At 73.0% G+C, this 14,073-nt stretch carries 14 protein-coding genes; 12 read left to right on the top strand and 2 right to left on the bottom strand.

Annotated features, from left to right (window positions below):
* The first annotated feature begins 55 nt into the window (after positions 1–55).
* Entirely contained in the window at positions 56–1,483 is a 1,428-nt protein-coding gene (gene pdxR / locus CHC11_RS16590) for a MocR-like pyridoxine biosynthesis transcription factor PdxR (protein WP_089312654.1), read from the top strand.
* On the opposite strand, the gene CHC11_RS16585 is transcribed toward pdxR, so the two are convergent.
* Positions 1,484–2,755, bottom strand: coding sequence for an ABC transporter ATP-binding protein (locus CHC11_RS16585; protein WP_089312653.1), 1,272 nt, complete (start codon positions 2,753–2,755; stop codon positions 1,484–1,486). It lies immediately after the preceding gene.
* Between the two features lie 267 nt (positions 2,756–3,022).
* Here CHC11_RS16585 and CHC11_RS42085 point away from each other — a divergent pair, with 267 nt between their 5' ends.
* From CHC11_RS42085 to efeB, 7 genes are all read left to right on the top strand, one after another.
* Positions 3,023–3,574, top strand: a complete 552-nt coding sequence (locus tag CHC11_RS42085) for a M20/M25/M40 family metallo-hydrolase (RefSeq protein WP_218826128.1) — start codon at positions 3,023–3,025, stop codon at positions 3,572–3,574.
* Positions 3,571–4,062, top strand: coding sequence for a peptidase dimerization domain-containing protein (locus tag CHC11_RS42080; protein WP_218826127.1), 492 nt, complete (start codon positions 3,571–3,573; stop codon positions 4,060–4,062). Before CHC11_RS42085 ends, CHC11_RS42080 begins: the two co-directional genes overlap by 4 nt.
* A gap of 107 nt (positions 4,063–4,169) precedes the next feature.
* Positions 4,170–6,128 (top strand): DNA primase, encoded by a 1,959-nt coding sequence (dnaG, locus tag CHC11_RS16575; protein WP_089312652.1) that lies wholly within the window; start codon positions 4,170–4,172, stop codon positions 6,126–6,128.
* 72 nt (positions 6,129–6,200) lie between these two features.
* Complete coding sequence (gene rpoD, locus CHC11_RS16570; RefSeq protein ID WP_089312651.1) at positions 6,201–7,346, top strand: RNA polymerase sigma factor RpoD; 1,146 nt, start codon at positions 6,201–6,203, stop codon at positions 7,344–7,346.
* A 174-nt stretch (positions 7,347–7,520) separates the two neighbouring features.
* Positions 7,521–7,985, top strand: coding sequence for a YbjQ family protein (locus CHC11_RS16565; protein ID WP_089313003.1), 465 nt, complete (start codon positions 7,521–7,523; stop codon positions 7,983–7,985).
* 123 nt (positions 7,986–8,108) lie between these two features.
* On the top strand, positions 8,109–9,245 hold the full coding sequence (gene efeO, locus CHC11_RS16560) for an iron uptake system protein EfeO (RefSeq protein WP_089312650.1): 1,137 nt from the start codon (positions 8,109–8,111) through the stop codon (positions 9,243–9,245).
* Positions 9,246–9,270: 25 nt separating this feature from the next.
* A complete protein-coding gene (efeB, locus tag CHC11_RS16555) occupies positions 9,271–10,524 on the top strand; it encodes an iron uptake transporter deferrochelatase/peroxidase subunit (protein WP_089312649.1) in 1,254 nt (417 codons plus the stop codon).
* A gap of 100 nt (positions 10,525–10,624) precedes the next feature.
* On the opposite strand, the gene CHC11_RS16550 is transcribed toward efeB, so the two are convergent.
* A complete protein-coding gene (locus CHC11_RS16550; protein ID WP_281258332.1) occupies positions 10,625–11,023 on the bottom strand; it encodes a PEP-utilizing enzyme in 399 nt (132 codons plus the stop codon).
* A gap of 343 nt (positions 11,024–11,366) precedes the next feature.
* Between CHC11_RS16550 and CHC11_RS43880 the strand changes: the two genes are divergently transcribed.
* The 4 genes from CHC11_RS43880 to CHC11_RS16530 are packed head-to-tail and all read left to right on the top strand — an operon-like array spanning position 11,367 to position 13,995.
* Positions 11,367–11,897, top strand: coding sequence for a gas vesicle protein (locus tag CHC11_RS43880; RefSeq protein WP_281258331.1), 531 nt, complete (start codon positions 11,367–11,369; stop codon positions 11,895–11,897).
* 19 nt (positions 11,898–11,916) lie between these two features.
* The gene (locus tag CHC11_RS16540; RefSeq protein WP_218826126.1) at positions 11,917–12,873 is read left to right on the top strand and encodes a gas vesicle protein; all 957 of its coding nucleotides are present in this window, start codon (positions 11,917–11,919) and stop codon (positions 12,871–12,873) included.
* Positions 12,857–13,186 carry a gas vesicle protein K gene (locus CHC11_RS16535; protein WP_089312647.1) on the top strand — a complete coding sequence of 110 codons (330 nt, stop codon included), beginning with the start codon at positions 12,857–12,859 and terminating at the stop codon, positions 13,184–13,186. The genes CHC11_RS16540 and CHC11_RS16535 overlap by 17 nt, the downstream gene beginning before the upstream one ends.
* Positions 13,183–13,995: a GvpL/GvpF family gas vesicle protein gene (locus tag CHC11_RS16530; RefSeq protein WP_089312646.1), complete on the top strand. Its 813-nt coding sequence runs from the start codon at positions 13,183–13,185 to the stop codon at positions 13,993–13,995. Before CHC11_RS16535 ends, CHC11_RS16530 begins: the two co-directional genes overlap by 4 nt.
* The last annotated feature ends 78 nt before the right edge of the window (positions 13,996–14,073 follow it).

Below are 14,073 nucleotides of genomic sequence, written 5' to 3'. Positions count from 1 at the left end.
CCAGGTACAGGTCCAAAATTGCGCAGAATGACTGAGCCGATCTAGGGTCGGCACCGTGGACCTCCATGTGAGCCTGGTCGGGCGCCGCGACCTGGCCGGGCAGATCTACGGCCAGTTGCGCGCCGCGGTCCTGGACGGCCGGCTGCGTGCGGGGGAGGCGCTGCCACCGACGCGTGAGCTGGCGCGACGCCTGGCGATCTCCCGCAACACGGTCGGCGTCGCCTACGACCGGCTCGCCGCCGAGGGGTTCCTGACGAGCCGGGTGGGCGCGGGGACGTTCGTCCGGGAGACGGGGTCCGCCGCGCGCGGCGCGTCCGCGGCCTCGCCGCTGCGGCCGCGCGGCGTGTGGGAGGGGGTGTCGGTGTGGCCGGCGCCGATGCCGGGAATCCGGTGGGACTTCCGCGCCGGGCTGCCCGACGTGCGGCTGTTCCCCTATGAGGCATGGCGGCGGATCATGTCGGGAGTGCTGCGGCCCTCGGGGCTGGCCGATCCCGCCTCGGCGGCCGACCCGGCCGGGCTGCCCGCGCTGCGCGAGGCCGTCGCCCGGCATGTGGGCGTCTCGCGGTCGGTGCGGGCGAGCGGGGCCGACGTCGTCGTCACCTCCGGCGTCCAGCAGGCCCTCGACCTGATCGTCCGGGTCCTCCTCGAACCGGGCGACGTGGTGGCCGTGGAGGACCCCGGGTACCCGCCCGTGCGGATGCTCCTCGCCGCGGCCGGGATGCGGGTGCGCGGCGTGCCGGTCGACGCCGAGGGGCTCCGCGTGGACGCGCTGCCCGGCGAGGCGCGGGCCGTCTACGTCACCCCCTCGCACCAGTTCCCGCTGGGCATGCCGATGTCGCTGCCGCGCCGCAGGGCGCTGCTCGACTGGGCGCGGCGGCGCGACGTGGTGATCGTCGAGGACGACTACGACACCGAGTACCGGTACGGCGGGCGGCCCGTCGAGCCGCTGCAGAGCCTCGACGAGGACGGCCGCGTCCTGTACACGGGCACCTTCTCAAAGATCATGCGGCCGGTGCTGCGGCTGGGGTTCCTGGTGGCGCCGCCGTCGCTGCACCACGCCTTCCGGATGGCGCGCTACGTCTCGTCCTGGCACGCCGAGCTGCCCGCGCAGGCGGCGCTCGCCCGGTTCATCGACGAGGGCCTGCTCGCCCGGCACATCCGCAGGTCGCGCCGCGAGTACCGGGCGCGGCACGAGCGCGTCGCCGAACGGGTCGCCGGGCTGCCGGGGGACCGGCTCGACCTCGTCCCGTCCGAGGCGGGGCTGCATCTGAGCGCGCTGTTGCGGGACGGCGCCGACGACGCCGCCGTCGCCGCGCGGGCGCTCGGCGCGGGCGTCGGGCTGTTCGCGCTGTCGGAGTTCGCCGTGACCGGGCGGCCCGTCGCGGGCCTGGTCTTCGGGTACGGCGCCGTGACGCCGCCCGAGATCGACGAGGGGATGCGCCGGCTCGCGGGAGTCCTGCGCGGCCGGCGCGGTCGATCGTGACTAGCGGTGGACGGGGGTGATGCGCCGGCCGTCCGCGCCGAAGAACAGGACCCGGTCCAGGTCGACCGCCAGCGCGACGCGGTCGCCCCGGTCGGGCCGCCCGCCGGGCGCGATGCGGAAGACGAGGTCGGACCGCCGGTGGTGGCCCGCGTGCTCCTCGATCGGCGCCTCCTCGGCCGGCCTCCCGAACAGTGCCCGCACCCGGTCGCGCAGCCCGGGCCGCTCCGCCGCGGGGACCCGCGGCCGCTCGGGACGCCCGACCTCGGTCGCGTCCACCGTGGGGATGCCAGCCTCGGCGTAGGCGAGCCACTCGTGCCCGTGGAACTCCAGCGCGCGGACCTGGCCGGACAGGACGGTCCCGGACGGGGCGGGCGAGCCCGGGGCGATCGGCATCATCGTGTCGGGCCGGATCCCGACGATCACGGGCCGGCCCTGATGGCTGATCAGCGCGGCCGCCCGCGGGTCGTTCCAGGGCAGGGTGAGCCGCTGCGGCCCGAGGTCGAGCATCAGCCCCTGGCCCTCGACGGCCCACAGGGTGGCCTGCAGCAGGTTGATCGGAGGTGAGCTGAGGAACGCGGCCACGAACACCGTCGCCGGGTCCTCGTAGATCTGCTCGGGGGTGCCGACGTCCTCCAGGACGCCGTCGCGCAGCACGCCCATCCGGTCGGCCATGGTCATGGCCTCGACCTGGTCGTGCGTGACGTAGACGGTGGTGGTGCGGCTGGAGCGGACCAGCGCGGCGATCTCGACGCGCAGCTCCGTGCGCAGTCCCGCGTCCAGGCTCGACAGCGGTTCGTCCATCAGGAACAGCGACGGCTCGCGGATCAGCGCCCGCCCGATCGCGGCCCGCTGCCGCTGGCCCCCCGAAAGCGTGCGCGGCAGCCGGTCGATCATCGTGTTGATGCCGAGCGCGCGCGCCAGTTCGACGACCTTCGCGGACGCCTCGGCGCGGTCGTCCCCCGACACCTCCAGCGGGAACATCATGTTGCCCTTGACCGTGCGGTGCGGGTAGAGCGCGCCCTCCTGGAACACCATCGCCACGTTCCGGTCGCGCGGCGGCAGGTCGTTGGCCACGGTGCCGTCCAGCCACAGGTCCCCGCCGGTGATCTCCTCCAGCCCGGCGATCATGCGCAGGATGGTCGACTTGCCGCAGCCGGACGGTCCGAGCAGGACGAACAGCTCCCCGTCGGTGATGCGCAGGCGGACGTTGCGGACGGCCACCTGGCCGCCGGGATACACCTTGTCGACGCCGTCCAGCACAACATCCGTCATCGGGTCCGCCTGGGGATGGGCAAATCTACGGTGGGCCATCTCATCGCGGTGCGGTCCGCGTTGTCCAGAGTAAAACCAGGGTTACTCGCCGTTAACCCGGCCGAGTCCGGCCATCGGATCGTATATTCCGGCACTGCGGGATGTTCCCGGGTTCGAGCTGCTCGGAGGCCGTGCCGGGGGACCGGCGGACCGCCGCCCTGGAGATCGGCGCTCCGCCGTGTCACCTTTGATCACGAAGCCCGTCCGGGGTTCGAAGGAGGAGCTCCCATGCCCGACTCCCCACCCGCCGTCACCCGCCGCGCCTTCCTGCACCGCACCGGCGCGGGCGCCGTCCTGCTCGCGGGCGGCGTGCTCGCCGGCGGCACCGCCGCCGCCGCGCCCGCCGGCCGTTCCGCCCTCGCCCGCCCCGGTCGCGGGCCCGCGACCGCCGACCTCGACCCGCAGGCCCTGCTGAAGAAGATGCTGTCGTTCGACACCCAGAACTTCGGGGAGGGCGGCGTCACCCGGCCCTACGCCGAGATGCTCAAGGCCGTCTGGGACTCCGCGGGGGTCCCCGCGCAGATCATCCCCACGCCGAAGAAGGACAACGTCCACCTCATCGCCCGGATCGAGGGCACCACCGCGGCGCCCCCGCTGCTGCTGCTCGGACATTCCGATGTCGTTCCGGTGGAACGTGACAAATGGTCAGTCGACCCGTTCGCCGGAATCGTTCGGGACGGTGAGATCTACGGCCGCGGAGCCCTGGACATGAAGGGGGCCAGCGCAGCTCCTACCCGTGGCTGCACCAGGCCCTCCTCCGCACCACGCACGCCTTCGTGATCGAGGACGCGGGGTACAAGGAGAACGTCATCCCGTCCAAGGCCACGCTGCGCCTCAACTGCCGGGGCGTCCCCGGCGGCCAGCGGCCGCGCGACTTCCTGGCCGCGATCCGCAGGCGCCTCGCCGACCGCGACGTGACCGTCACGCTCGCGGGCAACCCCGGGGAGTCGGAGGAGGACGCCCTCAGGCGGCTGGACGAGACCTGGGCCAAGCCGCCCTCCAGCCTGGACTCGCCGCTGTTCGAGGCCATCGGCGGCGCCGCCGAGACCTACCCGGACGCGGTCTTCGCGCCCGCCCTGTTCGAGGCGGGGACGAGCCTGTCGCCGTGGACCTCGAAGGGCGTCCCCGGTTACGGCGTCTACCCCTACGTCGTCGACAACGACCAGCTGGTCGCGATGCACGGCAACGACGAGCGCATCACCGTCGAGGCCCTCAGGCAGGGCACGGAGTTCATGTGCCGGCTCTTCGGCCGCTTCCGGGCGGGCTGACCTGGCGCGCCCCCGCCCCCTGCGGTCCCGAGGGGGACGGGGGCGCACCCATGCCCGTCGCGGTGCGATGCGCTCGATGTCACGGGCCCGCCGTAGACTCCTCAGTCGTGGCAGGCCGGATTCGCAATGAGGACATCGCGCTCGTGCGGGAGCGCTCGTCCATCGCCGACGTGATCGGCGAGTACCTGCAGCTGCGCAACGCGGGCGGCGGCAATCTCAAGGGCCTGTGCCCGTTCCATGACGAGAAGTCCCCGTCGTTCAACGTGACCCCCTCGCGCGGGCTGTACTTCTGCTTCGGCTGCGAGGCGGGCGGCGACGTCATCAAGTTCGTCCAGGAGATCGAGCACCTCAGCTTCTCCGAGTCGGTGGAGCGGCTCGCCGCCCAGGCCGGGATCCAGTTGCGCTACGAGGAGGGCGGCGGGCGCGGCCCCCGCCAGGACGGCGGGCAGCGCGCCCGGCTGGTCGAGGCGCACCGGGCGGCCGCCGAGTACTACGCCGAGCAGCTGAAGTCCGCCGCCGGCGCGCCCGGCCGCACGTTCCTGTCCGAGCGCGGCTTCGAGGCCGCCGACGCCGAGCACTTCGGCGTCGGGTTCGCGCCCCGCGAGTGGGAGGGCCTCGTCCGGCACCTGCGCGGGCGCGGCTTCGCCGACCGCGACATCGTCGCCGGCGGCCTGGCCAAGGAGGGGCGGCGCGGCCCGATGGACCGGTTCCGCGGCCGGCTGATGTGGCCGATCCGCGACCTGTCCGGCGACGTCATCGGGTTCGGCGCGCGGCGCCTCTTCGAGGACGACGACGGCCCCAAGTACCTGAACACCCCCGAGTCGCCGCTCTTCCACAAGGGCTCGGTGCTGTACGGCGCCGACCTCGCCAAGAAGGAGATCGCACGGCGGCGGCAGGCCGTGGTGGTCGAGGGCTACACCGACGTGATGGCCTGCCACCTGGCGGGCGTCCCCACGGCCATCGCCACCAGCGGTACGGCGTTCGGCGACGAGCACATCAAGGTGCTGCGCCGCCTGCTGATGGACCAGGACGAGTTCCGCGGCGAGGTGATCTTCACCTTCGACGGCGACGCGGCCGGGCGCAAGGCGGCGCTGCGCGCCTTCGACGACGAGCAGAAGTTCGTCTCCCAGACGTTCGTGGCCGTCCAGCCGGACGGTCTCGACCCGTGCGACCTGCGCATCCGGCACGGCGACGCGGCGGTGCGCGACCTCGTGGCGTCCCGGCTGCCCCTGTTCGAGTTCGCGGTGCGCAGCGCGATCGAGCAGCACGACCTCGACACGGTCGAGGGGCGGCTCGGCGCGCTGGACGCGGCCGCCCCGGTCGTCGCCGCCATCAAGGACCGCTCCCGCCGCCACATGTACGCGGTCAACCTGGACCGCTGGCTCGGCATCATGGACGAGCAGTTCGTGCTGCGCCGCGTGCGCGAGCTGGCCAACCGGGCGCAGGGCCGCGCGCAGGCGGGGAACGGCCGCGGCCAGAACGGGCACGGGCGCGCGCAGAACGGCAACGGCCGGGCGAACGGCCCCGGCGCGGAGAACGGCCGGAACGGCGACGCGGAGTCCCGGGCTCCGCGGCGCCCCGCGTTCGACCCCGCCGATCCGGAGATCCAGCGCGAGCGCGAGCTGCTGAAACTGGCGGTCCAGCGCCCGGCGCTGCTCGGCCCGGCCTTCGACGAGGTGCCGGTCGAGGCGTTCATCGCGCCCCCGCACACGGCGGTGCGGGCGGTGATCGCCGAGGCGGGCGGCGTCACGGCGGCGGGGAACGCCGCGGAGTGGGTCGCACTTCTCCTGGAGCGGGCGCCGAACGACCAGGTCAGGGATCTGATCACCAAGCTCGGGGTGGAGCCGCTCCGATCCGCCCAGGAATCGGATGACCGCTATGCCGCGGATTTGCTGGCCAGAATCCAGGAGCGCCAGCTCACGCGCATGATCGCCAGCGTGAAGTCTAAACTCGGGCGGCTGAATCCGGTCGAGGCGGCCGAGGAGTACAACCGGCTCTTCGGTGATCTTGTCGCGCTTGAGCAGCAGAGACGGGTGTTGCGGGAGCGAGGGCTTGGGTCGCAATAGGCGGCCGCCCCGCGAAAATGGGTCCTGTGATCTAGGCCCCGTTTGACGCAGACTGTCTGCGTGGGCCCTTCGGTGCTGCCAAGCGAGGCGCCATCGGTTGATCAGGTGGCGGACCTCGTCGCACGCGGCAGAGAGCGCGGCGGTGTGACCGTCGAGGACGTCGCTGCCGCGCTCGATCGCTCGGACTTGCCGGACGACTCGCTGGAGCGGGTCGTCCGGATGCTCGCAGAGCAGGGGGTGGAGGTCCTCGAGTCTCAGCAGGAGACCGAGGACGTCCCGCGAGCGGATGAGGGAGACCTCGGCAAGCGGGCGCCGACGAGCGACCTGGTTCGGATCTACCTGAGAGAGATCGGTCGCGTACCGCTGCTCACGGCAGAAGATGAGGTAGAACTCGCGAAATCGATCGAGGCGGGACTTTTCGCCGAGGAGAAGATGGCGCGCACCGCCGTCCTCGCCCGCGGCGAGCTGCTCGACCTCGAACTGCTCTCCCGCGAGGGGGCGCGGGCGAAGCAACGGCTGATCGAGGCCAATCTCCGGTTGGTGGTCTCGATCGCCAAACGCTACGTCGGCAGGGGAATGCTGTTCCTCGACCTGATCCAGGAGGGAAATCTCGGACTGATCCGCGCGGTCGAGAAATTCGACTACACCAAGGGGTTCAAGTTCTCGACCTACGCCACCTGGTGGATCCGGCAGGCGATCACCCGGGCGATCGCCGACCAGGCCCGGACGATCCGCATTCCGGTGCACATGGTGGAGACGATCAACAAGCTGGTCCGCGTGCAGCGCCAGATGCACCAGGACTTCGGCAGGGAGCCGAGCCCCGAGGAGATCGGCCTGGAGATGGGCCTGTCGCCCGTCCGGGTCGTGGAGATCCAGCGCATCGCGCAGGAGCCGGTCTCGCTGCAGTCGCCGATCGGCGAGGAGGACTCCGACCTCGGCGACTTCATCGAGGACGCCGACGCCGTCGTGCCGATGGAGGCCGCGGCGTTCATCCTGCTGCAGGACCAGCTGGAGGACATCCTCGCCACGCTGTCGGAACGGGAGCAGCGCATCATCCAGCTGCGCTTCGGCCTGGCCGACGGCCACCCGCGCACCCTGGAGGAGGTGGGGCGCGAGTTCGGCGTGACGAGGGAGCGGATCCGCCAGATCGAGTCCAAGACGCTGGCGAAGCTGCGCCACCCGTCCCGGGCCCAGATGCTCCGGGAGTATCTGGACTGAGGCGTGGGTCCGGACGACGGGGCCGCCCTCCCGGCCGTCCGCCGGGAGGGCGGCCGCGGGCGCGTTCGGTGGCGCCGCCGCGTGCGCCGGCCGGCGGCGTCCGGCGGTGCGGAAAGATACGCGTTACCGCTGTTACGTCGCATTTCGTCCGGACCGTGTCCTACCGTGGTGACCATGCTGATCGTGACGACTGATGGCGTGGCGGGGTACGAGATCAGGAGCGTGCTCGGAGAGGTCCTCGGGCTGGCCCTGCGAGCCGATCAGGGTGCGGTCCACGCCCCCGGGCAGGGCGGGAGCAGCGCGACGTTCCGGGTGACGGGGGAGCAGCCGGGTGCGGGCCTGGCCGCGGCGCGCCGCGAGGCGGTGGACCGGCTCGGCGAGGAGGCCCGCCGCAAGGGCGCGAACACGGTGGTGGGCATGAGGTTCGACACCGCCGTGACCGGCGGCGGCATCGAGGTGTGCGCGTACGGGACGGCCGTCTGGGCGGAGCCTGCGGCCCAGCAGCGCGAGCAGGCGCCCCAGCACCAGCAGCGGCCGCAGCACCCGGGGCACCTGCCCCCCTACGGCGACCCGCAGACCGGCGGCCCGCCGATGGCCGCGCGCAACCTCACGATGGGCCTGCACGACCGCCCGCGCTGAGGCGGCCGCGCTGAGGCCGCACGGCGTGGGATGACTCACTGTCTCCTGCCCCACTTGACGTGCTGAGGTTAGCTTTCGCTAATTTAGGTAAGCCTAACCATTTGCACGCTCCTGGAGACCCTGATGCGTCCTGTGTCCGTCCTCGCGCTCGCCGGCGCCGCCGCGGTGTCGATGTCCCTTCTGACGGCGTGCGGCGGTGACGGGGACGAGGCGGGCGCGGCGGGCGCCATCCCCGTGACGGCCACCGACGACGCCTGCGAGGTCGCCAGGACCGACCTCCCCGCGGGCAAGACCACTTTCAAGGTCGCCAACAAGGGATCCAAGGTCAACGAGTTCGAGGTGCTCAAGCCGGACGGCAAGATCCTCGCCGAGCGGGAGAACATCGGCCCCGGCACCAGCGTCGACTTCGTGGTGAACCTGCCCGCCGGCAAGTACAGGCTGCTGTGCAGCGCCGGGCAGACCGGCAAGGGCCCGTCCCAGGAGGTCACGGTCACCGGTGGCGCCGCCGCCGGCGGCGCGGACCCGCGCCTGAGCAAGGCCGCGGCCGACTACAAGGCCTTCGTCATCGTCCAGACCGACGACACGATCGCCAAGACGAAGAAGTTCGTGGACGCCGTGAAGGCCGGCGACGTCGAGAAGGCCAAGGAGCTGTACGCGCCGTCCCGCGTCGGCTGGGAGACGATCGAGCCCGTCGCGGAGAAGTTCGGCGACCTCGACCCCAAGGTCGACGCGCGCGAGGCCGACCTCAAGCCGGAGGAGAAGAAGGACTGGTCCGGCTGGCACCTGCTGGAGAAGGCCCTCTGGAAGGACGGCTCCGTCAAGGGCAAGGAGAAGTACGGCGACCAGCTGCTGGCGGACCTCGGCACCCTGAAGTCGCGGCTGCCCGGCCTCACCCTGGACCCCGTCAACGACATGGCGGGCGGCGCCAAGGAACTGCTGGACGAGGTCGCCACCGGCAAGGTCACCGGCGAGGAGGAGGCGTTCAGCCACACCGACCTCGTCGACTTCAAGGCCAACGTGGACGGCGCCGGCAAGATCTACGAGCTGCTCAAGCCGGTCGTCCAGGAGCGGGACGCGCAGCTCGCGAAGGACCTCGACGACAACTTCGCGGGCGTCGAGGCGCTGCTGAAGAAGCACGAGAAGGGCGACGGCTACGTCTCCTACGACAAGGTCGGCGAGGACGAGCGCAAGGAGCTGGCCGACGCGGTGAACGCGCTGGGCGAGCCCCTGTCCAGGCTCGCCGCCGCCGTCGCGAAGTGATCCGGACGGAAGGGACCGCAGCGGCATGACGGGCGAAGGGACGCAGGAGCGGTCGGGGATGTCCCGGCGGCGGATGCTGGGGTTCTCCGGCGCGAGCCTGCTCGTCGGGGCCGCCGCCGGGGCCGGCCTCGACCGGGTCGCCTCCGCCGAGGAGGACGACGGCGCGGGCGACGCGATCGCCTTCCACGGCGCGCACCAGGCGGGCATCGCCACCCCGGTGCAGGACCGGCTGCACTTCGCGGCGTTCGACGTGACGACGGGCGACCGCGACCGGCTCGTGCGGATGCTGAGGGAGTGGACGGCCGCGGCCGCCGCCATGACCGCGGGCCGGCCCGTCGGCGACGGCGCGGTCGGCGGCCCCGCGGTCGCGCCGCCCGACGACACCGGCGAGGCGCTCGGGCTGCCGCCGTCCCGGCTCACGCTGACGATCGGCTTCGGCCCCTCGCTGTTCGAGAAGGACGGCGAGGACCGGTTCGGCATCAAGGCGCGCCGCCCCGCCGCCCTGGTCGACCTGCCGCACTTCCCCGGCGACAACCTCGACCCGGCCCGCAGTGGCGGCGACATCGCCGTGCAGGCCTGCGCGGACGACCCGCAGGTGGCGGTGCACGCCATCCGGAACCTGGCGCGCATCGGGTTCGGCGTGGTCGCGGTCCGCTGGTCCCAGCTCGGCTTCGGCAAGACGTCCTCGACGACGCCGGACGCGCAGACCCCGCGCAACCTGTTCGGGTTCAAGGACGGCACCGAGAACATCGCCGGAACCGAGGGGGACCTGCTCGACCGCCACGTGTGGGCGGCCGGGGGCGACGGGGCCGACTGGATGGCGGGCGGCTCCTACCTCGTCGCCCGCCGCATCCGGATGCACATCGAGACCTGGGACCGCACGTCGCTGCGCGAGCAGGAGGACATCTTCGGGCGGAGCAAGGGCGAGGGGGCGCCGGTGGGGTCGAGGAAGGAGCGCGACAAGCCCGTCCTGCCCCGGATGAAGCCCGATGCGCACGTGCGGCTCGCCCACCCCGACTCCAACCAGGGGACGCGCATCCTCCGGCGCGGCTACTCGTTCACCGACGGGTCGGACGGCCTCGGCCGGCTCGACGCCGGCCTGTTCTTCATCGCCTTCCAGCGCGACCCGCGCACGGGCTTCGTCCGCGTCCAGAACTCGCTGGCCACCGACGCGCTGAACGAGTACATCCAGCATGTCGGGTCCGGCGTCTACGCGTGCCCGCCGGGCGTCCGCAAGGGCGGCTACTGGGGCGACACCCTCTTCGGCCGGGAGAGCTAGAACGCGATTCCGTGCGGGCGCAGCCGTTGCGCCGACCAGCGTTCCGGACGAATCGGGCAGAACCGCTCCGTGAGACGTTGCCGCCGCATGCCGCGCCGTCTCAGAGCCGGGCATGCGCCGCGCTGAGGCGCTCCTGGTCCGGGCGTCGCGTCCGGTCGCCGGAGACCTCGTCGGCCCAGTCGAGCAGGCGGTGCAGAAGGCCGTCGGTGATCGCGGTGGCGACGCCCGGGTCGCCGAGGACGACCTCCCCGCCGGTGCCGTCGACGGTGATGAGCGTCCCCTCGGGAACGACGCGTTCGCCGACCCGCACGCACCCCGCCGCGACATCGACCGTGCGGCCGGCCGCGGCCACGACCGCGGCCTTGCCCATGGCCCGCGCGACGACGGCCGCGTGGCTGGTGGGCCCGCCTAGGCCGGTGACCACCCCCGGGGCGGCCGCCAGGCCGTGCATGTCGAGCGGCGACGTGACGGGACGAGGTCCTCGTGGAGTTGGAACCACGGCATGGTACGAGGTGGTGCTGTCCGCCAGCTGCTCCGGTTCGCCGGACCGGGCCCGATCGAGCGCGGCGGTGAGCCGGACCCGGTCCGCCTCGGTCAGCGGCCGCTTCCCGATCGTCGCCCCGCCGCGTCAGCAGGCCGTCGAGGTCAGCGAGATGCCGCTCCGCCTTCCCGGCCATGACATCCCGTCCGGTAGGGCGCATCGGATCGTTCCAGTACGTGGCGATCGACCGACTTGAACGGCTTCGGGTGATTGATATGCCAACCAGTGGATATGAGGGGCATGTGTCGAGTCGGCGCGGGCCTTCCGCGTGCGACGAGTGCGTACAGCGGACGAGGACGTGATGGACGAAGACAGCCAGCCGGCGGAGACGAGGCGGCCAGGCCGGGGCGAGGTGGTCCGCCCCGCCTCGGTCGAGCGCGCGCGCCCCGCATCGGCCGTGTCCGCACGGGACCTGACCGGGCGTCCGGTCGGCATGCGGCGCCCCATGGAGCCGCAGCGCGCGGGCGACGGCGGTCTGGCCCACGTCGTGGAGGTCCTGCTGGACAAGGGGCTGGTGATCAATGCCGACATCATGGTCTCGGTCGCCGGCGTGGAGCTGCTCGGGATCCGGCTGCGCGCGGCGCTGGCCTCCTTCGAGACCGCGGCACGCTACGGCCTGGAGTTCCCCTCGGGGACGAACCTGGAGACGGCCGCCTGGAAGGAGACCGAGGACCCCAAGGAGACCTGTCCCGAGTGCGGCAAGCGGTCTCCCACCAAGCAGTTGCTGGAGGAGTACTGCCCGTGGTGCGGCTGGCGCAGCGCCAAGGCGCTGACCGAGGCCGCGCCCGCGGACCGCGAGGCCGAGGCGCCGCCGGAAGGCGATGCCGGCTGAGATGCGAACCGGACCCCCGATGACCCCGCCCTCCGCGCCGCTGCGCCCCACCCGCGACCCGCAGGTCACCCTGGACGACCTGCTGGAGGTCGTGCTGAACAAGGGCGCGGTGCTGCACCTGGACCTCATCATCGCGGTCGCCGACATCCCGCTGATCGGGGTCAACCTGCGGGCGGCCATCGCCGGCATGGAGACCATGCTGGAGTACGGGCTGCTGCGGCAGTGGGACGCCGACACCCGCGCCTGGGCCGAGCGCGCCACCGCCGCGACGCCCGAGCTGGAGGAGGGCGAGCGGGTGGTGGTCCGGTCGTTCGGCGGCCACTACGACGAACGCGGCCCGTCGCACACCTGGCGGCCCGGCACCCTCTTCCTCACCGACCGGCGCATCCTGGTCTACCGGCGCGAGCCGCCCGAGGCGCTCTGGGAGGCCCGGGTGGAGGACGTGGCCGCGACCCGGTTGCAGAGCGAGCGGACGGTCGGGGGCGAGGAGCGGCTGCGGGTGCGCGTGGAACTGGCCGGCGGGGGCGGCGCCCTGCTGTCGGCCGCGAACCCCGAGGACTTCGACGAGAGCCTGCGCCGGCTCGCCCCGCACATCCGCTCCCGCGAGCCCCGGCCCCTCGCCTCGGACGGCGACGCCCCCGAGTGCGAAGGCCATGTGTGGTACCACGAACCGCGCCGGGACGGAGCCGTGTGGCGCGGCGGCAGGGCCCGCCTGGAGAACGGCCGCCTGACCTGGAAGGCGCCGACCGACGCGCGTCCGGCCGTCGTGCTGGACACCGGCCGGATCCGCGACGTGCGGCTCGAATCCGGGTCCACGCCGTCGACCGGCCTGCGCCGCCTGGTCGTGGACGCGCCGGGGGAGCGGATCGTCCTGGCCGCCGAGGAGGCGTCGCGCTGGATGCGGGCCCTGGCCCCGGGCCCGCCGGCCGTCGGCGCCCGCCCTGACCGGAAGGAGGCCCATGGCCATCACCGTTGACGAGAACAGCCTGAAGAACGGCGTGCTCACGCTCGTCGTCACCCTGGTCGAGGTGATCCAGGAGGCGCTGGAGCGGCAGGCCGTGCGCCGGATGGAGGGCGGCGACCTCAGTACCGAGGAGCTGAACCGGCTGGGCGACGCCCTGCTGGAACTGGACGAGGCCATGAAGGAGATCAAGGCCGAGCACGGCATCACCGCCTCGGTGGCGGACCTGCACCGCGGCCTGGACGAAGTCGTCGACGAGGTCGTGGACCGGCTGGCCAACCCCCGGCGCTGGGCCGAGGAGATCGAAGGCGCGGGGGAGCGGCGGTGACCCGCGAAGCCCTGTACGTGTACGCGCTGCTCGCCGATCCCCCTCCCGGCGTCGAGCCGCGGGGGGAGGGGATCGACGGCGCGCCGCTGCGGCTGGTCCGCGCCGAGGACTGCGGGCTGGCCGCCCTCGTCCACGAGGCCCCGGCGCACCCCTACCAGGGACCGGACGACGAGGTCCGCCGCTGGATCCGCGCCCACGACGAGGCGGTCGAGAGCATGCGGCGCGCGGTCGGCGGCGTGCTGCCCATGACCTTCAACGTGCTGGTCGCCCCCGGCCCGGACGGCGACGCCGCGAGCCGTCTGCGCGCCTGGCTGCGGCAGAGCCGGGACGACCTGCGCGCCCGCCTCGACCGGCTGCACGGGCACGCCGAGTACCGCGTGGAGATCGCGCTGGAGTCCGCGGCCGTGCCCACCGGTGACCCGTCCGTGCGGGAGATCGAGGAGCGCATGCGCGACAGCCCGCCCGGCATGCGGCGGCTGCTGGGCAGGCAGCTGGAGGCCAGACGCAGGGCCGCGGCCGAGTCCCTCGCCGACGAGCTGCACGCCGACGCCCGCCGGCGGCTCGGCGCCATCGCCGAGGACCTGGCCGACCGCCGGGCCGCGGTGCGCCGTCCCGAGGAGACCGAGGTGCTCTCCCTGGCCGTGCTGGTGCACGACGACGAGGTCGAGAACTTGGGGCTCGTCCTCTCGGAACTGCAGGAAGGCCATCCTGCCGTCCGCGTGCGCTTCCTCGGCCCGTGGCCTCCCTACTCCTTCACCGGAGACGAGCTCCCGACGCCGGACGCCGCCGAGAACGCGCGATCTCGCTGAAGCCCGTCTCCGGCCAGTCGGGGAAGGGCCGGGGCGTAGGGCTGGACGACCAGTTCACGGACCTGGACCCCCTCGGGC

It is taken from the genome of Actinomadura mexicana, from assembly GCF_900188105.1.
GTDB lineage: Bacteria > Actinomycetota > Actinomycetes > Streptosporangiales > Streptosporangiaceae > Spirillospora > Spirillospora mexicana.
Note: the sequence above shows the minus strand (reverse complement) of the source record. Positions and strands in the feature narration are given on the sequence as shown.

Bases quoted from the DNA above. Each gene is read 5' to 3' on its own strand.
- CHC11_RS16585 (WP_089312653.1), bottom strand. From the start codon at position 2,755: ATGACGGATGTTGTGCTGGACGGCGTCGACAAGGTGTATCCCGGCGGC.
- CHC11_RS42085 (WP_218826128.1), top strand. From the start codon at position 3,023: ATGCCCGACTCCCCACCCGCCGTCACCCGCCGCGCCTTCCTGCACCGC.
- CHC11_RS16565 (WP_089313003.1), top strand. From the start codon at position 7,521: ATGCTGATCGTGACGACTGATGGCGTGGCGGGGTACGAGATCAGGAGC.
- efeO (WP_089312650.1), top strand. From the start codon at position 8,109: ATGCGTCCTGTGTCCGTCCTCGCGCTCGCCGGCGCCGCCGCGGTGTCG.
- efeB (WP_089312649.1), top strand. From the start codon at position 9,271: ATGACGGGCGAAGGGACGCAGGAGCGGTCGGGGATGTCCCGGCGGCGG.
- CHC11_RS43880 (WP_281258331.1), top strand. From the start codon at position 11,367: ATGGACGAAGACAGCCAGCCGGCGGAGACGAGGCGGCCAGGCCGGGGC.
- CHC11_RS16540 (WP_218826126.1), top strand. From the start codon at position 11,917: ATGACCCCGCCCTCCGCGCCGCTGCGCCCCACCCGCGACCCGCAGGTC.
- CHC11_RS16535 (WP_089312647.1), top strand. From the start codon at position 12,857: ATGGCCATCACCGTTGACGAGAACAGCCTGAAGAACGGCGTGCTCACG.